The sequence below is a fragment of the Serratia sp. NA_112.1 genome, from assembly GCF_052691715.1.
On the sequence record NZ_JBQZFO010000004.1, the window covers coordinates 146,750 to 172,062 of the forward strand.

At 55.1% G+C, this 25,313-nt stretch carries 23 protein-coding genes and 1 pseudogene; 11 read left to right on the top strand and 13 right to left on the bottom strand.

Annotated features, from left to right (window positions below):
* Positions 1-87 precede the first annotated feature (87 nt).
* The gene (locus ACUTQ5_RS10805) at positions 88-564 is read right to left on the bottom strand and encodes an ash family protein (protein WP_445651244.1); all 477 of its coding nucleotides are present in this window, start codon (positions 562-564) and stop codon (positions 88-90) included.
* 400 nt (positions 565-964) lie between these two features.
* Between ACUTQ5_RS10805 and ACUTQ5_RS10810 the strand changes: the two genes are divergently transcribed.
* Together ACUTQ5_RS10810 and ACUTQ5_RS10815 are read left to right on the top strand one after the other, a co-directional pair.
* Complete coding sequence (locus ACUTQ5_RS10810) at positions 965-1,522, top strand: type IV secretion protein Rhs (RefSeq protein ID WP_445651245.1); 558 nt, start codon at positions 965-967, stop codon at positions 1,520-1,522.
* Between the two features lie 2 nt (positions 1,523-1,524).
* Positions 1,525-1,944, top strand: a complete 420-nt coding sequence (locus ACUTQ5_RS10815) for a putative T6SS immunity periplasmic lipoprotein (RefSeq protein ID WP_445651246.1) — start codon at positions 1,525-1,527, stop codon at positions 1,942-1,944.
* Between the two features lie 49 nt (positions 1,945-1,993).
* Here the strand turns inward: ACUTQ5_RS10815 and ACUTQ5_RS10820 are convergent, their stop codons facing one another.
* Positions 1,994-3,424: a 6-phospho-beta-glucosidase gene (locus ACUTQ5_RS10820; RefSeq protein WP_445651247.1), complete on the bottom strand. Its 1,431-nt coding sequence runs from the start codon at positions 3,422-3,424 to the stop codon at positions 1,994-1,996.
* Positions 3,425-3,650: 226 nt separating this feature from the next.
* Positions 3,651-5,093 carry a PTS cellobiose/arbutin/salicin transporter subunit IIBC gene (gene ascF, locus ACUTQ5_RS10825; RefSeq protein WP_445651248.1) on the bottom strand — a complete coding sequence of 481 codons (1,443 nt, stop codon included), beginning with the start codon at positions 5,091-5,093 and terminating at the stop codon, positions 3,651-3,653.
* A 400-nt stretch (positions 5,094-5,493) separates the two neighbouring features.
* Between ascF and ACUTQ5_RS10830 the strand changes: the two genes are divergently transcribed.
* Positions 5,494-6,516 carry a LacI family DNA-binding transcriptional regulator gene (locus ACUTQ5_RS10830; protein ID WP_445651249.1) on the top strand — a complete coding sequence of 341 codons (1,023 nt, stop codon included), beginning with the start codon at positions 5,494-5,496 and terminating at the stop codon, positions 6,514-6,516.
* 14 nt (positions 6,517-6,530) lie between these two features.
* On the opposite strand, the gene ACUTQ5_RS10835 is transcribed toward ACUTQ5_RS10830, so the two are convergent.
* The 7 genes from ACUTQ5_RS10835 to ACUTQ5_RS10865 all read right to left on the bottom strand — a co-directional run bounded on the left by ACUTQ5_RS10835 (position 6,531) and on the right by ACUTQ5_RS10865 (position 13,742).
* Positions 6,531-7,262: a Fic/DOC family protein gene (locus tag ACUTQ5_RS10835; protein ID WP_445651250.1), complete on the bottom strand. Its 732-nt coding sequence runs from the start codon at positions 7,260-7,262 to the stop codon at positions 6,531-6,533.
* A complete protein-coding gene (locus ACUTQ5_RS10840) occupies positions 7,259-7,522 on the bottom strand; it encodes a hypothetical protein (RefSeq protein ID WP_208905170.1) in 264 nt (87 codons plus the stop codon). Before ACUTQ5_RS10840 ends, ACUTQ5_RS10835 begins: the two co-directional genes overlap by 4 nt.
* Positions 7,523-7,776: 254 nt before the next feature.
* Entirely contained in the window at positions 7,777-8,739 is a 963-nt protein-coding gene (yjiA, locus tag ACUTQ5_RS10845; RefSeq protein WP_445651251.1) for a GTPase, read from the bottom strand.
* 12 nt (positions 8,740-8,751) lie between these two features.
* The gene (locus ACUTQ5_RS10850) at positions 8,752-8,955 is read right to left on the bottom strand and encodes a YbdD/YjiX family protein (protein ID WP_004953088.1); all 204 of its coding nucleotides are present in this window, start codon (positions 8,953-8,955) and stop codon (positions 8,752-8,754) included.
* A 215-nt stretch (positions 8,956-9,170) separates the two neighbouring features.
* Positions 9,171-11,351, bottom strand: a complete 2,181-nt coding sequence (locus tag ACUTQ5_RS10855) for a carbon starvation CstA family protein (protein ID WP_445651252.1) — start codon at positions 11,349-11,351, stop codon at positions 9,171-9,173.
* 243 nt (positions 11,352-11,594) lie between these two features.
* Positions 11,595-12,305 carry a trehalose-6-phosphate synthase gene (locus ACUTQ5_RS10860; RefSeq protein WP_445651253.1) on the bottom strand — a complete coding sequence of 237 codons (711 nt, stop codon included), beginning with the start codon at positions 12,303-12,305 and terminating at the stop codon, positions 11,595-11,597.
* A gap of 63 nt (positions 12,306-12,368) precedes the next feature.
* The gene (locus ACUTQ5_RS10865) at positions 12,369-13,742 is read right to left on the bottom strand and encodes a glutamine synthetase family protein (RefSeq protein ID WP_445651254.1); all 1,374 of its coding nucleotides are present in this window, start codon (positions 13,740-13,742) and stop codon (positions 12,369-12,371) included.
* A gap of 194 nt (positions 13,743-13,936) precedes the next feature.
* Between ACUTQ5_RS10865 and ACUTQ5_RS10870 the strand changes: the two genes are divergently transcribed.
* Positions 13,937-14,266, top strand: coding sequence for a hypothetical protein (locus ACUTQ5_RS10870; protein ID WP_445651255.1), 330 nt, complete (start codon positions 13,937-13,939; stop codon positions 14,264-14,266).
* A gap of 281 nt (positions 14,267-14,547) precedes the next feature.
* Here ACUTQ5_RS10870 and yncE read toward each other — a convergent pair whose 3' ends face one another.
* Both yncE and ACUTQ5_RS10880 read right to left on the bottom strand, forming a co-directional pair.
* Positions 14,548-15,624 carry a 7-bladed beta-propeller protein YncE gene (gene yncE / locus ACUTQ5_RS10875; RefSeq protein ID WP_445651256.1) on the bottom strand — a complete coding sequence of 359 codons (1,077 nt, stop codon included), beginning with the start codon at positions 15,622-15,624 and terminating at the stop codon, positions 14,548-14,550.
* Between the two features lie 339 nt (positions 15,625-15,963).
* Positions 15,964-16,746, bottom strand: coding sequence for a hypothetical protein (locus ACUTQ5_RS10880; protein ID WP_445651257.1), 783 nt, complete (start codon positions 16,744-16,746; stop codon positions 15,964-15,966).
* Here ACUTQ5_RS10880 and ACUTQ5_RS10885 point away from each other — a divergent pair.
* Positions 16,743-17,030, top strand: a pseudogene (locus ACUTQ5_RS10885) (SDR family oxidoreductase); the annotation flags it as partial. The gene ACUTQ5_RS10880 and the pseudogene ACUTQ5_RS10885 sit on opposite strands and share 4 nt — an antisense overlap.
* Here the strand turns inward: ACUTQ5_RS10885 and ACUTQ5_RS10890 are convergent.
* Positions 17,023-17,841, bottom strand: coding sequence for an AraC family transcriptional regulator (locus tag ACUTQ5_RS10890; protein WP_445651258.1), 819 nt, complete (start codon positions 17,839-17,841; stop codon positions 17,023-17,025). The pseudogene ACUTQ5_RS10885 and the gene ACUTQ5_RS10890 overlap by 8 nt on opposite strands.
* Positions 17,842-17,964: 123 nt before the next feature.
* On the opposite strand from ACUTQ5_RS10890, the gene ACUTQ5_RS10895 reads away from it, so the two are divergent.
* The 6 genes from ACUTQ5_RS10895 (at position 17,965) to ACUTQ5_RS10920 (ending at position 25,308) form a co-directional block, all read left to right on the top strand.
* A complete protein-coding gene (locus ACUTQ5_RS10895; protein WP_445651259.1) occupies positions 17,965-18,843 on the top strand; it encodes a helix-turn-helix domain-containing protein in 879 nt (292 codons plus the stop codon).
* A 289-nt stretch (positions 18,844-19,132) separates the two neighbouring features.
* Positions 19,133-20,053, top strand: coding sequence for a L,D-transpeptidase family protein (locus ACUTQ5_RS10900; protein ID WP_174354148.1), 921 nt, complete (start codon positions 19,133-19,135; stop codon positions 20,051-20,053).
* Positions 20,054-20,628: 575 nt separating this feature from the next.
* A complete protein-coding gene (locus ACUTQ5_RS10905) occupies positions 20,629-21,573 on the top strand; it encodes an Rpn family recombination-promoting nuclease/putative transposase (RefSeq protein WP_445651260.1) in 945 nt (314 codons plus the stop codon).
* Between the two features lie 296 nt (positions 21,574-21,869).
* The gene (locus ACUTQ5_RS10910; protein ID WP_135314976.1) at positions 21,870-22,277 is read left to right on the top strand and encodes an ExbD/TolR family protein; all 408 of its coding nucleotides are present in this window, start codon (positions 21,870-21,872) and stop codon (positions 22,275-22,277) included.
* Between the two features lies 1 nt (position 22,278).
* A complete protein-coding gene (locus tag ACUTQ5_RS10915) occupies positions 22,279-23,025 on the top strand; it encodes an energy transducer TonB family protein (protein ID WP_445651261.1) in 747 nt (248 codons plus the stop codon).
* Between the two features lie 39 nt (positions 23,026-23,064).
* The gene (locus ACUTQ5_RS10920) at positions 23,065-25,308 is read left to right on the top strand and encodes a TonB-dependent receptor family protein (RefSeq protein WP_445651262.1); all 2,244 of its coding nucleotides are present in this window, start codon (positions 23,065-23,067) and stop codon (positions 25,306-25,308) included.
* The last annotated feature ends 5 nt before the right edge of the window (positions 25,309-25,313 follow it).

Genomic DNA, 25,313 nt, shown 5'->3' on the forward strand with positions numbered 1-25,313 from the left:
TGATGTGTCAGTCAGATCTATGAGATTTACCGGAGTGATAAGAACGGCACAAAACTAATACCGTTCTTATTATTTACTTTTACCTTATCAGCTCTGGCATTCCATCTCGCGCAGCGCGCGGCCATAGAGGTTGCACAGCGCAGGCACCAAGTGAGCCGTTGCGTTGAGGTAATGATTCAGCTGTTTCCACTGGATGTCATCGGGTTGCGGGTGCTTTTGCATAAGTTCACCAAACAGCGACAGGCCGTGGCAGAGCCCTTCGGCCTGTTCGGCGGAGAGGGCGGCAAGGTCTAGGAGTTGTGTCGAGTCTAAGGTACTGAGATCGAGCTGGTTGAACAGTTGGCGATAGAGGGTGAGGGTACTTGGCGCTGCTTCAGAAGTTTTCGTTGAGGAGGTGTTTTCCATATCGGTCATTTCCATTGGGGGAGAAATACCGCTACCAGAAGAGACGCTAAACTCGGGGGTGGTAGCTCGAGCGGCGTTAGCGTAACCGGCCCCAACGGATCCCGGCCTTCCCGGAGGAAGCACCACCCGAGCCACCATTGTTTGGGTGCGCATCGGCATGCCCGAATTTATACCATATTCGAGCAGGGTTGGGGGATTCGGAACGCTAACTCCGGCTGCGATTGTGCCGCAGCCAGGAGACTATAGCGCTGTTGGAAAAGTGAAAAAATAACCTGTATGAAATTACAGTAAACTATCTGCCAAATATGGAATACGGCTCGCAGTTAATGATGCCACATTTTTATATTTATTTGCTTGGTGAATATATTTGTTTTTATCAAAAGTAATAATTATTAAAACGCAGGGCGTAGAAATTATTAGGAAAATGGTTGTCATTAATTAATATGATTAATTCATTGATAATGTATGTATTTATTCTAATGGATAAATATATCATCTGGACTGTGTGAAAAATGATCGTTAATATTCCGTTTCCATATAGTCATAGGGAATTTGACTTATGCTAACTACAGAGCAAAAAAACCAACAGGTGGAAGAAGGTACGTTACGTCTAATGACGCTTGGCGAGATCACCATGGCTCGCCGGGTTTTCGGTAAATCAGTCACCTACAGCCGTGTATGGGTTCATTGTAATAGTTACTTGCCGTTCGGCCTGCAAGGTAAGCACGTTGGCATGTCGCCCAACGGCGAGATCTATTTTCGTAAAGAGGAGTACGAAGTAGACTTCTCTCGGATAAAGAAGTATGAAAAACAGCATTTATTTATCCATGAACTGGCTCATGTCTGGCAGCACCAGCATGGTCAATGGGTACGCCTTAGGGGCGCTTTTAGCTGGGCAGCTAATTACAACTATAGATTGGATGTGAATAAGACACTCACAAACTACTCTTTGGAACAGCAAGCTTCGATCATTGCAGATTACTGGCTATTAATATGTTATGGCTATGATACTTGGGGAGATGGTCTTGGGTGGCTTGTGAAGTATGTTGGTCCTCAAGATAGCGCCATTCGTTTCAAGTATGAGCAGGTCTTGGCCAAATTTCTACGTCAGAGGTAATAATGAAACGGATTTTTATACTTGCGTTACCTTTCCTGCTCGCTGGCTGTCCGTCGATAGCCGATCGTATTCCTGTAGACTACCCCGCAACCATTAGCCTGCGCGCCGGCGCAGTGTGCGTGACCGTGATGCCGGAAGGGGATGAGAAGTTAGCGAGCATCTCGATTTACCGACTGGATGATGCGGAGCATCGTGATTTCAAATTCTTCGACCCGCTGCGCGATATCACGCTTAATCAGTGCGTCCCTTATGAAGACTACGTATTTGTGCCAGGGCAGGAATATCATTTCTCAGTGAAACTGTTATCCCCCAAAAAGCGACTGGCGGGGGTTTTTCCCTCTGCGCGTAAGTTCGAAACCACATTCGCGCTCAGTCAGGTGAACGGGGCTTTGCAGGTTGAAGCACTTCCCAATCTGCGTTAAGCCAACCGCAGGAACCTGAGGATCTCAGGCCCCTTGTCGCCAACCCAACCTACCCCAAATCCGCCCCATTGCTCGCAATCACCTTCTTATACCACCAGAAGGATTTCTTGCGCGTGCGGGTGAGGGTGCCGTTGCCGTTGTCGTCGCGGTCGACATACACCAGGCCGTAGCGTTTGCTCATTTCGCCGGTTGAGGCCGCCACTAGGTCTATGCAGCCCCAGGTGGTGTAGCCGATCACCGGCACGCCGTCGGCGATGGCGTTGGCCATGGCGCGGATGTGTTCCCGCAGGTAGCTGATGCGGTAATCGTCCTCAATCTCGCCTGCGGCATTAAACTCGTCGTGTGCGCCGAGGCCGTTTTCCACCAGGAACAGCGGTTTTTGGTAGCGGTCGTACATCATGTTCATGGTGATGCGCAAACCCAGCGGATCGATGCCCCAGCCCCAGTCGCTACGCGGCACGTGAGGGTTTGGCAGCGATTTCACCACGTTGGCGGCGCTGCTGTTGTTGTCGTTCATATCGGCAGAAGCGCAGCGAGAGGCGTAATAACTGAAGGAGACAAAATCGACGGTGTTCTTCAGGATTTCTGTGTCTCCCGCTTCCATTGCGATGCTCACGCCTTTCTCGCGGAATACTCTGGCGGAGTAAGAGGGGTAAGCGCCACGGGCCTGTACGTCGATAAAGAACAGGTTCTCGCGGTCTTTCTCCAGCGCGGCCCACACGTCTTCCGGCTTGCTGGACCACGGATAGAAATTGCCGCCCGCCAGCATGCAGCCCACCTGGTTGGCGGGGTTCACCTCATGCGCGATGCGGGTCGCCAGCGCGCTGGCCACCAGTTCGTGGTGCGCGGCCTGGTATTTCACCTGCTCGGGGTTTTCGTCGGCCTCGAACACCAGCCCGGCGCCGGAAAACGGGCTGTGCAGCAGAATGTTGATTTCATTGAAGGTGAGCCAGTATTTCACCAGCCCGTCGAAGGCTTCGAAGCAGGTGCGGGCATAACGGGTGAAAAACTCCACCATCTTGCGGTTGCGCCAGGAGCCGTATTCGGTCACCAGGTGCATCGGCACGTCGAAATGACACAGGGTCACCAGCGGCTCGATGCCGTATTTGCGGCACTCTTCAAACAGGCTGCGGTAGAAGGCAATGCCTTCCGGGTTCGGCGTCAGTTCGTCGCCATTCGGGTAAAGCCGGCTCCAGGCGATGGAGGTGCGGAATACGCTAAAGCCCATCTCTGCCATCAGCGCAATGTCGTCGCGGTAGCGGTGGTAAAAATCAATGGCGTCGTGGCTTGGGTAAAACTCGTCTTCACGCAGGGTAAAGCGCTTCTCCAGGCCGAGTTTTACCGGTATGCGGTTGGGGCCGTGCGGGATCATGTCGACCGTGGTCAGCCCTTTCCCGCCCTCCAGATAACCCCCTTCAGACTGGTTGGCGGCCAAGGCGCCGCCCCATAAAAACCCTTGCGGGAATGTTGAATCAGACATGCAATCCTCAATAATTACCCGTCATACTTGAAGCTGCCTCTGTGTTGGCTGCGCTCAGTTACGTGGCCCGTCCATGGGCCACGCCCCTTCGGGGCCGCTGCAAGCAGCGTTCAAATCTGCTCCTGGCAGATTTGTCACCCGAATCACTTACTTGTGTAAGCTCATCGGGATTCGCTCTCTTGCCGTCTGAATGCAACTCCAATTATCTAGGGTAAAAAATAGTGTGTTAATGGGTCGCGTTAGCGGTATTCGCCGCAGGCGCGGTTGTCGTTGGGGCCTCTTCGCGTTCCGGGATGTCTTCGAAGCCCAACAGCAGCGTGAGCACGAACGACAGCACCACGGCAAGCATCATCACGCCGCCGACCCAGACAATGCTCATCGGGTTGGTCGGGTCGAAGAACTGTACGCTGGTGAACAGGCCGGGCGAAGCCATCGAATGGCTGGCTAATCCGCCAATGCCGGCGACGGCCCCGCAGATAAAGCCGCTGATCAAACTGGCGATTAACGGGCGTTTAAGCCGCACCGCCACGCCATACAGCGCCGGTTCGGAAATGCCCGCCACAATGGCGGAGGCAGCGGCGGCCAGTGCGGTCTGGCGCAGTTCGCGGTTTTTGGTTTTGAACGCCACCGCCAGCGAAGAGCCGCCGAGCGACAGGTTGGCACCAATCTCCGAAGGCATCACCATGCCCTCTTTGCCGGTCTCGGCGATGGTCTGAATAATGGTCGGCGTGAACACGCGGTGCATGCCGGTCATCACCAGCAGCGGCCAGATGGCGCCCATAATGGCGACGGAAAGCCAGCCCAAATAGCCATGCACGGTGTACACCAGCGCCGAAATACCGCTGCCGATCCAGATGCCCAGCGGGCCGATAAACACAATCGCGATCGGCGCGGCGATCAGTACAATCAGCATCGGTTTGAGGAAGTTCTTGGTCACCGCCGGGGTGATGCGGTCAACCCATCGTTCGATATACGACAGGATCCAGGTCATCACCAGTGCCGGGATCACCGTATAGGTGTATTTCACCGCCGTCACCGGGATGTAGGCGAACTCCACGGCCTGGCCCTGCGCCGCCTTGGCCATCAGATCGATAAAGTTGGGGTGCAGCAGCACGCCGGCAATGGCGATCGCCAGCGACATGTTGGTTTTGAACTTCAGCGCCGCAGAGGCGGCGACCATCACCGGCAGGAAGAAGAACGCGCCGTCGCCGATCACGTTCAGGATGATCAGGGTCGAGGAGCCTTTTTCGAACACGCCGGCCATATCCAGCATCATCGCCAGCAGCTTCACCATCGAGCCGCCGATAATCGCGGGGATCAACGGCGACATGGTGCCCACCAGCGCATCGAGAATGCCGGCACCGATGCCTTTCAGGGTGATTTTGCGTTTTGCGGGCGCGGCGGCGGGGGCGTTACCCGGCAGACCGAGCGCCAGCACCGCCTGATAAGCCTTCGAGACTTCATTGCCGATGATCACCTGGCATTGCTCGCCGCTGTGCACCACGCCCAATACGCCATTAATGGCTTTCAGCGCCGGGGTGTCGAGCAGCGCCTTGTCTTTCACCACGAAACGCAGGCGGGTCATGCAGTGGGTCACGGCTTCGATATTGGTGAGGCCACCCAGCGCATCCACGATGGCGGGTGAGATCTCTGCGTAGTTCTTCGGCATGGAGTATCGTCTCTTAGATTATGGGTATACCCGTCATACTTGAAGCTGCATCTGTGTTGGCTGCGTTACTCGGCAAAGCCTCGCCCCGTTGGGGCCAGCGCAAGCGCTGTTCAACAAAACCCTTGGTTTTGTTGTGATGCTGCTCCAATTATTTAGGGTATAAGTACGCGCCTGGGCGATCCGCCGTTCCATCTGAATGAAACGCCCATAAGAAACCGGTTTCATAAAATCATGATTTGATCTTTATTTCTTGGCAAGAATTATGATTTTTTGGTTTTTCATTTCGTGATGTTGATCGCTTTTGCTTCAGGGGCAACGGCAGAAGCGGGCGTGAAACCATTTCAAACCGGGGGCGTCTTGGGTAGACTGCGCTGACTCAATCGACTTTGACGGCGCAGAGATGGCAACAATACTTGAGGTAGCTAACAGGGCGGGCGTTTCTAAGGCGACGGTGTCCCGCGTGTTGTCCGGCAGCGGCTATGTCAGCCCGGAGAAGCGTGAGCTGGTGGACAAAGCCATCGCCGAGACGGGTTACCGGCCCAATCTGCTGGCGCGCAATCTGGCGACCAAAACCACCCAGACCATCGGGCTGGTGGTGACCAACACGCTGTACAGCGGTAACTACTTCAGCGAGCTGATGTTTCAGTCGGCACGCACCATGGAAGAGCATGGCCGCCAGCTGATTTTGGCGGACGGCAAGCACACCGCCGCAGAAGAAAAGGCCGCCATTGAATACCTGCTGGATATGCGCTGCGACGGCGTGATCATCTACCCGCGCTTTCTGTCGATTGCGGAAATGGACGAGATCATCTCCCGGCACAAGCAGCCGATCCTGGTGATCAATCGTCGGCTCAGACTTAACGACAGCTACTGCATCTTCAGCGATCAGCACGCCGCCAGCGCGACGGCGGTGCAGCAACTGATCGAATGGGGGCATCGCGATATCGCTTTTATCACCGGCTCACTGGATTCCCCTACCGGGCTGGAGCGGCTCTCCGGCTATAAATCCGCGCTGGCGGAACATGATATTGGTGTTAATGATGCGCTGATTGTCGAAGGGAAGTGGAACGCGCAAAGCGGTATGGCGGCGGTCGATACGCTGTTGGCCGGCGGCCACGCCTTTAGCGCGATGGTTGCCAGCAACGACGAAATGGCCATCGGCGCCATCAAGCGGCTGACGGAATGTCAAATCCCGGTGCCGTCCGCCGTCTCAGTGATCGGGTTCGATGATATTCCGTTGGCGCCTTATACCATCCCTTCGCTGTCCAGCATGAAAATGCCGGTGACCGATATGATCAAGGAAACCATTCATCGGCTGGTATCGATGCTGGACGGCGGCGAGTTGAGCAAACGTCCGATCTTCCCGGCGAGCCTGATCCTGCGCGATTCGGTGGCGGCGGGGCCGTATTTTCAGGTGGGGTGAGTGGTAGGGTGATCTTATTGTTTGTCACGGTACGTCATATAAATTTTTTGTACCTCAGGATCATCCATACTGCCGTATGAGATATTTTCTTTATCTAAACCGTCCAATCCTTTGATTCCACCGATGATTTTTGGCCAGTCATCGCGGCTTGATATGTCTACAACAAAAGGTGTTAGATAATGATCAAGATGTTTCTGAGAGGGGTCTCCGATCTCGTTAGTCAAAGCCCGGAGGTAGTCATCTTTACGGGTCTCCGACCAGTTAATACTGAACCCGGCACGGAAGCTGAGCTCCATAAACACCAGCAAAATCGTGCGACCATTACCGTCGAGAAAAGGATGTGCGAAAGCCAGTAATCCCATTACTTCCCCTGGTCGTTCCCTGAAGCGCTCCTTGTCCGCTGCAAGGTGCAGCGCATAATCAACCGCCATACGGATGGAATCGGGGCGTTCAAAGACGGTATGGCGTAAATTATCCGGTGAGCCCTTGAAGACGGCCAGATGAGGTACAAGCTCATTTCGGTCCTTTCCCGCCCAAGGGTAGAAGTCAGAGAAAAGTGTTTCGTGAACTTGTAGAACAGATTGGTAGTTGATGGGGTTCGTTTGGGCGAGATAACTTAGGGCGTCTTCGATGCTTAATTCGAACGAAAGATGTTCCGCTCTTTTTATTTCATCAGGCTCTTTGAGCGCCAGGCTATTCTGAAGATAGCCTGCAGTATCAAAGTCACCGAACGGATCAAAAATCATGCTCTGAATTTCTTACGGGCATTCCTTTGTTCAAGAAAGTAACGCCCCTGAAGGTTGAGTATTTCAGACTTGGTAAGAACACCCTTCCGTTTAAGATTAACCAGTAATTGCTCAACGTCATCCAATTCGACAGCGTCGTCAGCCAGACCGGTAATGGCAACCGCCATACGGCTCATGCCGTCGCGGTAATCTGTAATATCATGATCGTTTGCAAGTTTATGAACATAACTTGCAACGCTAACAACAGTTCTTTGGGTCATTGGGGCATCCTCAGTTCTTGGCTATATTTTAGCATGCCAATACAGCCATGTCGCTAAAGTGCAGCGCGTTCCGGTTCTATATAACTGAGTTTACTACCGCTGCACCCTAAGCTTGAGGCGGGTGGGAGCCATTGCAGGTTAGCCGCCCCTTGAGCGCAGGGGGTCACGGCGTGTCGGCGTTCTGTATGGCTCCCGCCTGTAGCGCTATCAGGCGCAGTTCTTTAGGTTGCCCCCATTAATGCGGCTTTTCACTCTCAACCCAACGTAGCAAACCGTCCCCGGATCTCCTCCTCCGGCAAATCTAGCCCAATAAACACCAGCGTACTACGGCGCTCTTCCTCGGGTGGCCACTCGCGATCCCAGTCGGCGTTATACAGCCGTTGCACTCCCTGGAACAGCAGGCGGCGCGGCTCGTCACGGATCGACAAAATTCCCTTATAACGCAGCAGGCTGTCGGCGTACTCCAGCAGCAGGCCTTCCATCACTTCGGATATCTGCATCAGTTCCAGCGGCTGGTCGTGGTACACCACAATCGACTGAATGTTGTTTTGCGCCTGCGGAATGCGGCGGAACAGCGGCGTCGGCGGCGTCAGGTTCAGCTTGTCGTTCAACACAAAGCCTTCGATGTCGAACAATACGCCAAGATCGATATCGCCGTGCGTCACTTTATACACCGGTGCGCGGGCGTTCATCTGCTGCAGGCGTTGCATCAGGGCTTCACAGTCCGGTGCCACGTCAGTTTTGGTTAGCAGAAGACGGTCGGCGTAACCCACCTGTGCCTGTGCGATGCTGAACTGATTGAGTTGTTGGTCGGCGTGTGCGGCGTCCACCAGGGTGATGATGCCGTCCAGCAGGAAGCGTTCGCAGAGGATCTCGTGCGAGAAAAAGGTCTGGGTGATCGGGCCGGGGTCGGCCATGCCGGTGCATTCAATGATCAGCCGGTCGAACTCCAGTTGGCCCTGATCGACGCCGTCCAGCAAGTCCAGCAGCGCGTCGGCCAGTTCGTTGGACTTGCTGCAGCAGATGCAGCCGTTGCTGAGCGTGGTGATGCGGCTGGCGCGGTCGCCGATCAGCGCGTTGTCGATCGGCACTTCGCCGAACTCGTTTTCAATCACGGCAATCTTGTAGCCATGTTCGGCGTTGAGAATATGGCGGAGCAGGGTGGTTTTACCGGCCCCCAAAAAGCCGGTCAGAATGGTGACTGCGATGGGTTTCATTGCGGATCCTTGTTAACAACAGCGCATGCCGCCTTTGCCGTCGCCGCCGTAGCGGGCCTGCTGGCGTTCGCGGAAAAACTCTTTATAGGTCATCACCGGCTTGTCCGGATGGTTGTCTTTCATATGCTGGACGTAGGTATCGTAGTCAGGCACGCCCACCAACATGCGCGCCGCCTGCCCGAGATATTTACCCGCCTGGCCGAGATTTCCGAACATAGTTTCTTACTCCCAAATACCCTGCTTACCCTTCGTCTTTCGAACCGCAGCGGTGTTGGCTGCACTCCCGAACCCCAGTCACTTACTTGAGTAAGCTCCTGGGGATTCGCTCATTTGCCGCCTTGCTGCGGCCCGAAATCCTTTGGGTACCGGTTAACTTTCATGTCGGTACTGCATAACTGATTTCATTATGCAGGGTATCCGTTAAATCGCCATCAGTGCTGCGGCGAAACTTTGACCTCCCCCTCAGTTACGCCGTTGGCAGGCGCTTCTTCAGGCACCGGCACGTAAGGGGTTTCCTGGTCGCTGCGGTTCGGATTTTTGTGCGCTGCCATGGCGGTTTTCACCCCATAGAAAATGATGCTGTACACCACCAGCAGGAACAGAATGCTCAGCCCGGCGTTGGTGTAGTTGTTCACCACGATATGGTTCATGTTGGCGATCTGCTGGGCGGTCAACTCGGCACCGCCTTCAGCGATTTTGCGCTTGTACTCGCCGGCCTGGAAGAAGAAGCCTTCCAACTGCGGATTGTTGCTGAACAGCTTCAGGCCCAGGGCGTAGGTGGTACAAATCAGCAGCCAGACGGCTGGCAGCACGGTGACCCAAATGTACTTGGTGCGTTTCATCTTAATCAGCACCACGGTCCCCAGTACCAGCGCCACGGCGGCCAGCATCTGGTTGGAGATGCCGAACAGCGGCCACAGGCTCTTCACGCCGCCAAGCGGATCGACTACTCCCTGATACAGCAGGTAACCCCACAGTCCGACACAACCAGCGGTGCCGACAATACCGGCGACCAGTGAGTCGGTTTTTTTCAGGAATGGCACAAAGTTGCCCAACAGGTCCTGCAGCATAAAGCGGCCGGAACGGGTGCCTGCGTCCAGCGCGGTCAGGATGAACATCGCTTCAAACAGAATACCGAAGTGGTACCAGAAGCCCATATTGGCGCCAGGAATGATCTGGTGGAACACGTGGGCGATACCCACCGCCAGGGTTGGTGCGCCACCGGCGCGGTTCAGTACTGAAGGTTCACCGATGTCTTTGGCGGTTTGCAGGATCTGTTCCGGACTGATGACAAAGCCCCAGGAACTGACGGTCGCCGCCGCATGCGCAGTTACATCACGCAGAGAGGCCATGATCATCGGGGCGTCTTCGGTACCCAAACGATGCAGGTCCGGCATGGTGATGCCCAGTGCTGCCGGCGGGGTGTTCATGGCGAAGTACAGGCCTGGCTCGATAATCGAAGCTGCCACCAGCGCCATGATGGCGACGAAGGACTCCATCAGCATCGCGCCATAACCGATAAAGCGCGCGTCTTTTTCATTGGCTAACAGCTTCGGCGTAGTGCCGGAGGCGATCAACGCATGGAAGCCGGAGACCGCGCCACAGGCGATGGTAATGAACAGGAACGGGAACACCGAGCCTTTCCACACCGGGCCGGTGCCGTCGATAAACTGGGTCATCGCCGGCATTTTCAGCTCAGGGTTGAGGATCACGATACCAATCGCCAGCCCGACTATCACGCCGATTTTCAGGAAGGTCGCCAGATAGTCACGCGGCGCCAGGATCAGCCATACCGGCAGTAGAGCGGAGATAAACGCATAGCCAATCAGCGTATAGGTGATGGTGGTGTCTTTAAAGGTCAGCGCGGGGCCCCAGAACGGGTCTTGGGCAATCACGCCACCGAACCAGATCGAGAGCACCAGCAGCAGAATGCCAATCACCGAGATCTCACCGACCCGGCCGGGGCGCAGGAAGCGCATGTAAATGCCCATAAACAGGGCAATTGGCACGGTGGAGCAAACGGTGAACACGCCCCACGGGCTTTCCGCCAGCGCTTTCACCACGATCAGGGCCAGCACCGCCAGAATAATGATCATAATCAGGAAGCAGCCAAACAGCGCGATGGTACCCGGTATCGGCCCCATTTCCTTTTTGATGATCTCACCGAGCGAAGCCCCGTTGCGGCGTGAGGAGATGAACAGCACTAAAAAGTCCTGCACTGCCCCCGCCAGCACCACGCCGCCCAACAGCCACAGCGTGCCGGGCAAATAGCCGACCTGCGCCGCCAGCACCGGGCCGACCAGCGGGCCTGCGCCGGCAATGGCGGCGAAGTGGTGGCCGAACAGCACGTACTTGTTGGTCGGCACATAGTTCAGGCCGTCGTTGTTGGCCACCGCCGGGGTGGCGCGGAAGGCGTCCAGCTTCATCACCTTGGTGGCGATATACAGGCTGTAATAACGGTAAGCCACCAGATACACCGCCACCGATGCGACGATGATCCACAATGCGCTGATGTGTTCGCCCCGACGCAGCGCCACCACACCCAGGCAGGAAGCGCCGAGTATCCCCAGCAGCATCCAGGGTATGTGTTTTAAAATCCCCTCTCGGTTCATTGAGATGTCCTTCAGTTAAAATCTGCAAAAAATGAGTAAGTTAATCCGCTTATAAGATGTTTAGGCGCGTGGCCCGGGTGCGGATAACGGTCGGGTATAGGTATAGGAACAGCTCATCATTGCGGGTCGGGGCAGGGGAAGACATCTGAATTTCAGTCAGCGGTGCTATAGGGAAGCTAAGCGGTCAAAATCCCGGGGTGAACGGTTGGGCGCTGTGCGGCAACGCCAACCGGGCGGCGATGTTCAGTAGATGTTGCGGGCGTTGATCCCGGCCGGGAAGATGCCGGTAGCAAAGATTTGGCCATTAACCTGTAGCCGATCGTTGGGTAGCATCTCGACCGGATATTCATTTGTCAGATAATTGAGGAAGTTATTACGGTCATCGAGCGACTGAAAGCCGATCAGGTCGTAGAAAAATAGCGACTCGATTAACCCCTGGTGCTCGGGGATCTGCCTGAGCAGCCACGCCGAAGGGAAGGGTAAGTGGAAGAAGAACGCGCAGGGGTTCAACAGCCCCTGTTCTTTCAACGCCTGGCCGCAGGGCAGCAACTGATAATCATCAATGCAGATGATGTCGTTCGGGCACACGTACTCGCAGGCGATATCGGCGAAGTGCTGGTTGAGCTGCCGGTAAGCCCGATAGTTCTCCGGGGTGAAGTGCGCCTTCTCCGGGTGATTATGGAACACCGGCCACAGGCCATCGTGGTAGTAGCCCTGATAGTGGAAGTGAAACTCTTCGGTGGACAGCGGAAAGGTCACTTGCTGATAGCCGCTGCGGTGCTGATGGCTGATCGGGCGCAGCGGTGCGGCACCAAAGTTCTGCACGTCGCCGTTCCAGCCCAGCCACAGGCCTTGCTCATTATCGCTGGTGTCAACGGGCGATAGGGCCTGCGAGGCGCAGGTCAAATCTTTGCTGTCACACTGCTTATTCGAGATCAAAACCAAACGAGACATGTTTTGTTCCTTGTTCAATTATGGGGCGAATATATTCGCCCGATGAATGCAGAACCCGGCGGGTTAAAGCATCCAACTGACTTCCGCTGCGGTAACCAGCCCTTCAAAGCGGCGCAGTTCGGCGGTTTTGCAGGTGTACCACAGGGTGCAAAATGCCGGGCCAAGCAGCTCGCGCAGCGGCTGACAGCGACGAAACAGCGTAAGTGCCTCCCGCTGGTTGAGTGGCAGTGGTGCGGCGCTGTCGTTTTCGTAGCCGTTGGTGCTCGGGGGCAACGGCAGGGGCTGTTCCAGCCCGTGCAACAGGCCGCCGAGTATGACGGCCACCGCCAGATAAGGATTGGCGTCGGCACCGGCCAGCCGGTATTCGATACGCTGGTTGGCGCTGTCGGCACAGGGCAGGCGTAGCGCGACGGTGCGGTTGTTGTGCCCCCAGGAGGCACGCAGCGGCACATGCATACCGGGGTGAAAACGGCGGAAGGCGTTGACATTCGGTGCCAGGATGGCCATCGAGGCCGGCATCAATGCCAACATTCCGGCCATCGCCTGTTGCATGTTGTCGCTCAGTTCGCCTGGAGCGCCGGTCAGTAGGTTGTTGCCCTGCTCATCCTGGAGGCTGATATGAAAGTGCAAACCGCTGCCGGCGGATTGCGCGCAGGGTTTGGCCATAAAGCAGGCGTGCTGGTGGTGTTTTTCCGCTATCTGGCGCGTTAGCCGTTTCAGGGCCAGCACCTGGTCGCAAGCTTCCAGCACCCGGGCACTGTGGTGCAGGTTCAGTTCGTACTGACCGGAAGCCGCCTCGGCCACCACGCCGGTTAGCGGCAGCGCCTGCAGTCTGGCCTGATGTTCGATGTCATTGAGCAGTGCATGGTGGCGCTCTGGGGCATCGACAGAAAAACTTTGCGTCGGGCACTGCCCGGCATCGGCGGGTTGTTGTCGCGGGTCATGCAGATAAAACTCCAGTTCTGCCGCGATCACTGGGTAGTAGCCCTTGGCCTGCAGGCGTTTGAGTATCTGTTGCAGTACCACGCGCGGTTCCAGTTCGCACGCCTCACCCTCGGCATTTTTCATCGTCAGCAGCAACTGGGCGTGGTGCTGTGGATCACGGGCGCAGGGGCGTAATGTGCCCGCTACCGGCAGGCACAACCGGTCCGGTTCCCCGGCCTGCTGACCCAGTCCGCTTTCTTCAATTACCTGGCCCGCAAGATCCATGGCATAGATCGACAGCGGGAAATAACAGCCCTTTTCCAGCGTGAATAACTCGGCGACCGGCAGCCGTTTGCCACGGAATTGACCGTTTAAATCGTTGAGATAAATATCGACGTGTTCAGTATCCGGATAACGCTGTAAATACTGTTCAACTTCCTTGCCAAATGGGCGTGGCTGCGTAGCGGTAATATCCGCCAGCATCGGGTTGAAACCAATAATATTAGAGTACATGAAACATCCGTCTCGTGAGGCCATATTGGCGATGTAATGATGTTATCCGTGCCCCTAAAAGCTGTCTGTAAAAACGCCGTAACTTTATTTCTGCCCGGAATAAAAAAACTGTAAATAATGCGTCGCCGTCTGATGGCTGAATAATAAATAGCCACATATACTGCGAATCATTGGGTTATTCAGGAGAGAAGTTGATGATCAGAACCTTAATCGTATTTATCGCCGCTATCACGGCGTTCAACGTCGCTGCGTCGTCGGAAGCTGCCTGGGCCAGTGGCGATAAAGCGCTGCAAGCGGCCTGTCTGAAAACTAGCGGACTGAAAGGCGCCAAAGCCGTCGGTAGCATTATTCATTATGGCGACGACATCGGTTACTCGGCGCTGCTGATTAGTGGCCGCTACCCGCAGGCGTTTATGCACAACAAACCGGGCAAGGAGCTGTGTCTTTACCAGCGTGCCACCAAAAAAGTGGTGATCCAGGACGCCGATGGGCTGGTGGGTAAGGTGCAGACAACGGACTATTAATGGCTAAATTTTCGACAATGGCGTTGTGTTTATAGACTGCAGTCTATATGCCGGACGGCAAGCACGTCGGGTTTAAGGTTTAGACTGATAAAAGGGGGGCCGTAGCGCCCCCCCAGACTGATGACAAACCTCATTCCAGCCCAGAGTGAGTAGAGGCCGATAAATAAAAATCAGGAAAATCAATTTATTGATTTTCGGCTGCTCACCACAAAGCAGGAAAAACCACGCTTTTTCCTGCTTTGTCAGCAACATAAGGGGCGCTATAGCGCCCCCTGTCGGTGTTATTTCAAAGCGATGCGGATCACGTCATCCGGCGCCGTGGCTTCTTTCTCACGGCTGGAAGCCTGCTTGACGCTGACGTACAGCGTCTGGCCATCCGGTGACAGCGCCAGGCTGTTCGGGTGGGTCGGCGTCTTGATGGTTTGCAGCAGCTTGTAGCTCTTGGCGTCAATCACGCTCACTTCACCCGCCTGGCGATGGGTCACGTAGACTTCATTGCGCGCCGGGTTGAACAGCACCGCCAGCGATTCCGGCACGTCAATCTTGCTCAGAATTTTGCCGTCGCGGGTATCGACAACCAACACCTGCGCTTGCTTGGAGTCGGTGATAAAGGCGCGGTGAGTGGCCGGATCCAGGCTGATGTTCAAGAAGAAGTGTTCTTTGGACTCATCGAGCTTCTTGCGGCTGACCACCTTGTTGGTTTTGGTGTCGATAGTCACCAGTTCGCCGTCGGCGTTGGTTACGTACAGACGGCCGGCAGCGGCGTCCAGCGCCAGGCCGGTGCCATATTTACCGGTCTCGGTGATGGTGGTGCGCAGGGTCAGATCCTTGCCGTTCACCACCCAAACCACGCTGGATTCACCCAAGCCGGTGATATACAGGGTATCGGTGGTGGCATCGGCGACCAGCTCTCGTGGTGCCAGGGGTTTTACCGTCTCGGAGCGCTTGCGCGCGTCCAGCACCAGGCGGCCTTTCACTTCACCAGTTTTACCATCAATGGCGGTCACCGAGTTGCTGGTGGTGTTGCCAAAGAACAACGTGTCGGTCTTGCTGTTAATGGCTGCGCCGAAAGGTTTGATGTCGTTGTGAATGATCTGGGTGATATCCAGCGTCTGTGGATCCAAACGATAGACTACGCCCCCTTTATCCAGTTTGCGGCTTTGCGAAGTGGCCAGATACAGCGCGTTCTCGCCCTGGCTGTAGACCATCTCATAAGCGCCTTTAGCGACCGGTTTACGCAGCAGTTCTGGCTCGCCCTGGGCCAGCAGCGGGGCAGAAAACAGCATAGAAGTGAGTAGTAACAGTGGGAAAGCGGTGCGTGTGCCGAAACGGCGGTTGGGAGTTGTTGCAGAGTTCATAACCTCTCCATGGAGTTAAAAAGCTTGTCGCCGCAGAGCCGTTGCCCTGAGGCCAAGAAAGCTCAACATTGAATTAAGGGTAAAGTCCTGCCGGTCGCGTCGTGGCGCATCGGGTTTTATGTTTGAGAATAGTAATCATTATTTATTGAGAATGGGAGTTATTTCAATGCAGGATGGGGTGAAAATCACAGTGTGGAGGATTGGCGGGCAGCCATTTCTCGTTCGATAGCGGCGGCCAGCCCAGTCCGCAGGCGCCGACTGGGCGATGGTTGTTGAATATCACTGTGATAAAAAGTGTCAGAACGGGAATGTGCTTAAGGCTTTCTTCATTATAGATTTCTAACTTTTTGTATTATTTATAAAATAAATAAGAATGCACATAAGAATCAAGATCGCACCCTGAAGCATTATAGTAAAATAATCAGAAGCCGCACTACTGGCAGCAGAACCGAGTGCTCCACCTGCCGCAGCTCCTTCTACCCCACAAGCCAGTGCACCGACACCAGCAGTTACGGAGCCGAGTACTATTGCACATGCACCCATACCTATGGCGGTGCCAAACCTTCCGCCTATAATCCCGGCTGAAGTACTCGCAGCAAAATTGCTGTACCCCTTAACCGCAATCTTGGTGCATTCCTGCTTCCGGCCGCTGGTGCAGGCATTATAAACGTCATTGGTGGTATTCAACCCACTGAGGCCGATGCCAACCCAGCCGCCGGCTTTCATAAATTTCGCGGCGCGGCTGGCGCTGTCGATATAGTTCGAATAGCCCTTAATCGCGCCGACTCCGGCGGTACTCCATTCATGTACCAGTGATTTGCTGGAAAGCCCCAGAGCATGCTTTATCTGGCTATATTCTTTCATATTGAGCTGGGCGCGGGTAAGGCGATTGAGTAATGGTTTTAATGTACCAAACAGTCGTGCTCGTTCCACCTGAAACTGGGTGCCGATTAGCGCACCGCTCATGCGGAATTGATTCTGGTAGGTTTTTTCAATGTCGACCAGGATGTTTTTGATCTGGCCAAAGTAACGTTCACCGGCATCAGAAGCCAGCCCGATAACGGTATCACCGGGCGAACAACGGTACGCAGGTTGAACCCAACTCGCCCATCTGTTGTTCACACAGCGCCATTACCTGCAACGCCATCTGCCCCGGTTGGGAGCTGACGCCGCTGGTGCAACAGCAAATTGATCAGCGGATTGCCGCCGGCACCGATCCACAGCAGGCGCGTGATGACCTTTTGGCGGAGAAACAGCCCTCGCTGGAGTTTGTGACGCCGGAGCAGTTGGGCGAACTGGCGCTGTTTTTGTGCAGCGACGCCGCCGTGCAGGTGCGGGGTGCCGCCTGGAATATGGATGGCGGCTGTTGGCGCAGTAACTTTGTGGCCGGTTTCGGTACTACATGACGATCCCGGCCCCTTGTGCCCGGTCCGCCGCGTTTTTCTCTGCCAGATAGCGCGCCGGCGGTTTACCCACCGCTTTTCTGAACATGGTGACAAAACCGCTGGCGCTTTCATAGCCCAGATCCAGCGCCACCCGTTGCACGCTGTCACCCTGGGTCAGCCGTTGCAACGCCAGCACCACGTGCAATTGTCGCCGCCAATGGCCAAAGCTCATGCCCATTTGTTGTTGCAGAGTGCGGTTGAGCGAGCGTTCGCTCATGCCGATACGCTGCGCCCACTGGCCGAGTGTTGCCTTGTCCGCTGGGTCGGCCAGCAGCCGCTCCGTTAACTGGCGAATGCGCGCGTCGTTGGAGACCGGCAGGTGCAGGTTCTCAACCGGTGCCTTGACCAACTGATCCAACAATACGCCGGCCAATCGTCCTTCCGGGCCTTGTTGGTCGTACAACTGTTCGAACCCGCAGGCCTGGAACAGCAGTTCACGCAGCAGCGGGGACACCGCCAGCGTGCAGCAGTGGGTCGGCAACCCGGCGATAGCATCCTGATCGACAAACAGGCAGTAGCACTCGCTGGCACTGGCCCCTTGGGCGTTATGCAGCACATTGCTGGGCATCCATAGCGCACACTGTGGCGGCACCAGCCACAGACCGTTTTCCACCTCGCAACGGACCATACCACGCACCGTATAAATCAGCTGTGCCTTGCGGTGCCGGTGATGAGTGATCTCCCAATCTTTATCAATGGTGGAACCCTGCACGGCAAAAATGGCGCGCGGCACCTGATCGATATCGAAACGCGGCTCGGTGATAAAGGTCATGAGAATAATTCTCAGTTTGGCGGAATTGAAAAATATTATGTCCTGATTGTGCAATGTGGTCTAGCACCGCTACCGCTACAGTGAGCGCTGGTTTTAGCACTCTCAGGAGATAAGGTGGCGCCTATGTATCAACAACAGGTTATTACGGCACTGCTGGCCTGGATCGAGCAGAACCTCGACCAGCCGCTGACGCTCGACGATATTGCGGCCAAATCAGGTTACTCAAAATGGCACTTGCAGCGGTTATTCAAAGAGTTAACCGGTGAGATCTTGGGGACATACGCCCGGCGCAGGAGGCTGACGGCCGCCGCGCGTGAACTACGGCTCACCAACCACGGCGTGGCCTTTATCGCTGACAAGTATCAGTTTGATTCCCAGCAGACTTTCACCCGCTGTTTCAAAAAGCAGTTCGGTATGCCACCGGCCGGTTATCGCCGCAGTGCGGACTGGCCAGGGCAGGGGATGCAGCCTCCGCTGCGGCTGATGGATGCGCCATTGCCACAGGCGGAGCTCGTTACGCTGCCGGCAATGCAATTGATTGGTCACACCCAGCACCGCAGTTGTACGCTGGGGCAGTTGCTGCATTTGAAAAACGAGCTGCGTCAGCACGCCTGGCGGCAGATGATGCCGAAGGAAGCCGAAACTTTGGCGGTGGTCTATGGCCTCACCAGCTTGGAGGCTGACAGCAGGCTACGCGGCAGGCAACGGATGGCTTATACTCTGGCGCTCGCGGACGAACGGGCAGAAGGCGAAAGGGTAGTGATCGAGCAGGGCGACTACGCCAGCTTTGCCTATCAGGGGCAGGTTGAAGAGTTACAAAACTTTATCGCCCGGCTGTATGACACCGCGATACCCATGATGAAAGCAATCCGGCGGCCGGGTAAGGATATCGAACGTTTTTATCCCGCGTCGGGTGGCGTTTGCAGCGCAGGCGGTACGGCAATCCGCTGCGAATATCTGATCCCTATCCGCCTGATGCCACCGCCAATCGCCGCGCTTTAGCGGCGGTTTTCACAGTTATTCCTCTTGGTGCCGCACCAGGTTACAAAAAAGTTCGATATTGCGCCGGTAATGTTTCACACTTAGGTCGATGTGCACATATAATGCGCATCCGGTCATACCCTTCGCCTTTCAAGCTGCTGCGTTGTTGGCTGCGTGCGGTCACCTTGGTCACTTACCTGAGTAAGCTCCCAAGGATTCGCGCACTAGCCGCCTAGCCGCAACCTGAAATTCTTTGGGTAGAGAGGGCCGAAATAACCTATAACTGCCAGTGGCCACAACCAACACGAAGATGAAAATGAGCATTCGCGCGTTACTAACCCTGTTTACGGCACTGGTGGTATTCAGCCAAGCTGCCTTCGCCGTTGTCTATCCTTTACCCGCTAAAGACAGCCGTCTGGTGGGGGAGAACATCCAAATCACCGTACCGGAAGACAGCAAGCTGCCGCTGGAGAGCTTTGCCGCTCAATACCAGATGGGCCTGAGCAATATGCTGGAAGCCAACCCGGGTGTGGATCCGTTCCTGCCGAAACCCGGCAGCACCCTGACCATCCCTCAGCAGTTGATTCTGCCTGACGCTCCGCGTGAAGGCATCATCATCAACAGCGCCGAGATGCGTCTGTACTACTACCCGAAAGGCACCAACACGGTGATCGTGCTGCCAATCGGTATCGGCCAATTGGGTAAAGATACCCCGCTGAACTGGACCACCACGGTACAGCGCAAGAAAGACGGCCCAACCTGGACGCCAACCGCCAAGATGCGCGCAGAATACGCCGCTGACGGCGAGATCCTGCCAGCGGTATTCCCGGCCGGTCCTGACAACCCGATGGGGCTGTATGCGCTGTACGTTGGTCGTCTGTATGCGATCCACGGTACCAACGCTAACTTCGGTATCGGTCTGCGCGTGAGCCACGGCTGCGTGCGTCTGCGTGCTGACGACATCAAGTTCCTGTTCGACAACGTGCCTGTCGGGACTCGTGTGCAATTCATCAACGAGCCGATCAAAGCCAGCGTCGAGCCGGACGGTTCCCGTTATCTGGAAGTGCACAATCCGCTTTCTGCTAACGAAGAGCAGCTGAAGTCGAAAGATCCGGTGCCGTTGACCATCTCTGCGCCAGTAGGCAAAGTGATGATGGACCCAGCCGTTAACCAGAGCGAAGTGGACGCGGCGATGAAAGCCCGTTCCGGTATGCCGGTTAAAGTGAACTGATTACATCAGTGCTGCAAACAAGACGCCTTCGGGCGTCTTAGGTTGCTGACAAAGCAGGAAAAAGCGTGGTTTTTCCTGTTTTGTGGTGAGCAGCCGAAAATCAATAAATTGATTTTCCTGATTTTTATTTATTGGCCTCTACTCGCTCTGGGCAGGAATGAGGTTTGTCATCAGTCTGAGACGCCTTCTGGCGTCTTTTTTTATGGTTGTTATTTGAAATTAAAATATTTATTTCTCAAGTAAGTAAATTGTCGCCCGGTGGAAAGGATAGTTAGAATTTAAATATGTCGGAGTTATATTTCAAAGATGTATTACTATTAGTGGGTATTTTTGGGGCGATGTTTTGAGGCAATAATTAACCTGTTTTTAAATAATATAAGTGCGCTGAAATAATCCTATTAATATATTTATTTTCAGAATGTTTATCTAAATTTTATTAAGTTTTTAATTTTAATTCATAGCCTTATGTTGTGTTGAGTCCTGTATTGCACGTTCATCTTACCATGATTGCTAATATAACCCGGCCGTTGCTTGTGATAATGTGAAATTAAATAATACTCAAAGGCTATCAGGGAATGAAAAAGAAAAACAAAACGCCAACGCCGCATGATGCGGCATTTCGTCAGTTTTTGACGCAGCCGGAGATTGCCCGCGATTTTATGGAGCTCCATCTTCCGCCAGAACTGCGTGCCATCTGCGACCTCAGTACGTTGAAACTGGAATCCGGTTCTTTCGTTGAAGATGACCTTCGCCAGTATTTCAGCGATGTGCTCTACAGCCTGAAAACCATTACTGGGGATGATGGTTATATCCACGTCCTTATTGAGCATCAGTCTACACCCGATAAACACATGGCTTTCAGGCTAATCAGGTATGCAATAGCGGCCATGCAGAGGCATTTGGATGCCGGTCACAAAAAACTGCCGTTGGTGATACCTGTCCTGTTTTATACCGGCAAACGCACTCCTTATCCTTATTCCACCAACTGGCTGCGGGAGTTTTACGATCCGGAACTGGCGGGAAAACTCTATACAGCCGAATTTCCGCTGGTCGATGTGACGGTTATCCCTGATAACGAGATCATGGACCATCGCAGCATGGCCGCACTGACCTTGCTGCAGAAACATATTCGGCAGCGAGACCTGGCAGAGCTGATTGACAAACTGGCCACTATCCTGCTGAGTGGCTATCTGTCTTCGCCACAGGTGATTTCGCTGGTACACTATATTCTTCTGGCCGGAGAAGTGGCCGATGCTGAAGCCTTTGTACGCGAATTGGCACTGCGGGTACCGCAACATGAGGATGAACTAATGACTATTGCACAACAGCTTGAGCAGAAGGGCATCGAGAAGGGTATCGAGAAAGGTATCGAGAAAGGTATCGAGAAAGGGCGTCAAGAAGGCGTGCTTGAAGGAAAGCTTACCGTTGCCCGCGCCATGCTGGCGAATGGCATCGACCAGGACGCGGTAATGAACATGACCGGTTTGACGGCCGACGACCTGGCACAAATCCGCCATTAATTGTGTGAACCCCTCATCCAACGTCCTGATGCAAAAGCACGGTCTGAAGATCTTGCTATAAAGTGTCAGGATAATCACAACTTACCTGCCTATATATTAACCGCTATAAATTCCATTCCGTCATTATTCCATTAAAAATCATATCCAATTAACCAGTTATATAACTCCCCTGACCCGTTTTCATTTGAGAAAATCATCTCAAATAATGTGCGTTGTGAAAATAAGATCACACAAGCGTAACAAAAGGTAAACATAGGCTCTCTATATTGGCTGCTTTGCTTTTGGGAGGGAGTGCCATGCGTAACTGGAACGAGCCGAAGAAGAACAAAGCGCACATCGAACTGATCCCGATGATCGACGTGATGATGTTTTTGCTGGTGTTTTTTGTGTTGATTAGCCTGAACGTGATCCCGGCCCTCGGGCTGAAAACTCAGTTGCCGTCCGCCGGTAGCGCCCAGCAGTTGAAACCGCAGAAGAAAGCAATCATTACGCTGGGTGCCGAAGATCAACTGCAGCTCGACGGCCAACCGGTCGCGCTTGGCGCTCTGGTCAATACGCTAAAACAGCAGCAGCAGGAGAACCAGACCACCACCATCATCGTCAACAGCGACAAGGGCGTCGCGGTAGAGCGGCTGGTGGCGGTGATGGATAACCTGCGTCAGGGCGGTTTCTACTCTGTCTCTATCGCCACACGGAAGCTGTGACATGTATCTGCTCTATCGTTCACGTCACCTTTTCAGTGGGTTACCGGCGCTGATCGTCGTTGGCTGTGTGCTGTTTGCCAGCCAGCAGGCGGCGCTGAAAATTCAGCCGCGCTATGACGAAACGGCCATGGAGCTGGCATTGGTCGAGCCTGAACCTGCGCCGGAACCTCAACCGGAAACATCACCGGAGCCGCAACCCGAACCTCCGCCACCGGAACCAGAACCTATTCCCGAGCCTGTGGTGCCGGCCCCGGAGCCGATTATCGAAGCCAAACCGGTGCCCAAACCACAGCCGAAACCCAAGCCCAAGCCGGAAAAAGAAAAAGCCAGGCCGGTGGAGAAGGCTAAACCTGTCGCGGCCCCAACAGCACCAAAAGCGCTGGTCAGCAAACCGGTGGCACAACCCGCTCCGGTCGCCCCGGCGGCGCCGAAAGTGAATACGCAGGCGATCGAAAACGGTTATCTGCAGGCGTTGCGTCATGAGCTGGAGCAGCGCAAGCGTTACCCGAGTGGTCGGCAGGCGTCACTTGAGCGGCCGCAGGGCAACGTCGAGGTCTGGCTGGAAGTCGATCGTAGCGGTCGGGTGCTCTCGTCCGGCATCGCCAATAAAGCGGCCAGCATGCTGCTCAACCGTGCGGCGCTTAGCAGTCTGCAAAGTATCAGCCAGGTGAAGCCGTTCCCAAGCGGGGCTTTCAACGGGCAAACAACAAAACGATTTTCAGCCACGTTCAATTATCAGGCGCCTTGACGCCTGGCATAACAGTTTGATTTTTATGGGAAGGGAACAATGAAATCTTTCAATCGATCTGGGCTTTATCTGGCGGTGATGTCGGCGATGCTGCCGGGCGCGGCGATGGCGGCGGACACCACCGACGTCGGTACCATCAGCGTGAAAGGGCAGTCGCTGGGCGGCGGTATGATGGTGCAGGACGACAGCGCCAAGGCGCGCTCCACCGTCACCAAAGAGGCGATGGACAAAATGCCCGCCGCGGCCAATGCCATCGACAAACTGAAATACACGCCGGGCCTGAACGTCAACAGCAACGACGCCAGCGGCCTGAGCGGCGTCGATTACACCATGCGCGGCATGAACTCTGATCAGATCGGCCTGTCGATGGACGGTATCCCGATCAACGACTCTGGCAACTATGCGGTTTACCCGAACCTGCTGGGCGACTCGGAGAACCTGGAGGAAGTGTTCGTCACCCAGGGTTCATCCGAGGCGGATGGTCCGCACATTGGTTCCAGCGGCGGCAATATCGGCATGGTGACGCGCCGGCCGGCAAAAGATTTCGGCGGCTTCGTCAAACAGACGCTGGGCAGCAACAACCTGAGCAAAACCTTTGCCCGTCTGGAAACCGGCGAGTACAACGGTTTCAGCAACTGGATCTCCTACTCGCACACCGAGGCGAAAAAATGGCGCGGTGAAGGGCGCGAATATTCCAACAAGTTCGAGATGAACTCGCTGTACGAAGACGGCAACGGCAACAGCAGTAACCTGGTCATGAAGTACAACCGCCAACAGAACGTCAACTACAACACCCTGAGCAAGGCGCAGTTCGAAAGCGACGGGCGCCATACCGACTACGCGACCACGCCGGAATACAACAGCAAGGGGCAGTTGAACAAGTACTACAAGCTCAATCGCAACCCGTTCGATACCTTCACGCTGTCATTCACCCAAAAGTTGCAGCTGCGCGACAATCTGTCGCTGACCCTGCAGCCGTATTACTACTGGGGCAACGGCGGCAGCTTCACCGGCCAGACGGCGTCGGTGCTGTCCAAGACGTCGGACAAGGCAGGGCAGTACGATCTGAGCAATTTGCAGTCCAACACCTATTACCGCCCGTCATGGACCCAGACCTGGCGTCCCGGCATCACCACCAAGCTGAAGTGGGACATCAACGACCAGCACAGCCTGGATATCGGCTACTGGTATGAACGTGCGCGCCAGTTGCAGACCCAGCCGTTTATCAGTATCAAGGACGACGGTAACCCGGCGCAGATTTCAGGCAAACCGGGCGGTTCCGATCAGGTGCAGGACGCCAACGGCAATACCGTGCAGGGCCGTAACCAATACACCATCACCCCGGCGCAGAAAGTGTGGCTGCAGGACACCTGGTACGCCACGCCGGACTGGACCTTCGTCGGCGGGCTGGCCTATCAGTACGTGGAACGTAAAGGGGACAACCGGGGCAGCCTGTACAACGCGCCGGAGAAGCGCGATGCCACTTACCACGAGTTCCTGCCGAACTTCAGCGCCAGCTACAAGCTGAACCAGGAAAATCAGGTGTTTTATAACCTGACGCGCAACATGCGTACCCCACCGAACTATGTGCTGTACAACGTCGGCGACTCGATCAGCACCAAGCCGGAGCTGAGCTGGAACCACGAGCTGGGCTGGCGTTTCCAGCAGGAAGACATGCTGATGAGCGCAACACTGTTCTATATGCGCTACAGCGACCGTCAGGTCTCCACCACCAACGCGTCCGGCGACTACGAGATGATGAACATCGGCAACGTGGAGAACAAAGGGCTTGAGCTGGAGTGGAGCGGCCAACTGCCGCACAACTTTAACTACTACACCTCTTACACCTATACCCAGTCGAAGCAGAAGAACGACATCGTCAGCAACGGCGGGCTGCCGCTGCCGACGTCCGGCAAAGAAGTGCCGAACGTGCCGAAAAACCTGCTGAACATGACGCTGGGCTACGACGACGGCCTGTATTACGGCAGCGTCAGCGGCAAATACGTCAGTTCGTTCTACGGCGATCTGACCAACGACGAGAAGATCGGCGGCCGCACGGTGTTCGATCTGGCGGCGGGGGTGCATTTGCCGGTGGACAAGAAAATCATCAAAAGCGCGGCGTTGCGTTTCGGCGTCAGCAACCTGTTTGACAAGGAATACCTGACCTCGGTACGTACCACCACCTTCAACGCCGCGCCTTATGGCGGCGTGAAAGCCAGTACGCCGTATTACAACGTCGGGGAAGAGCGCACCTTTAGCGTGTCGCTGGAAGCCACCTTTTAACTAAT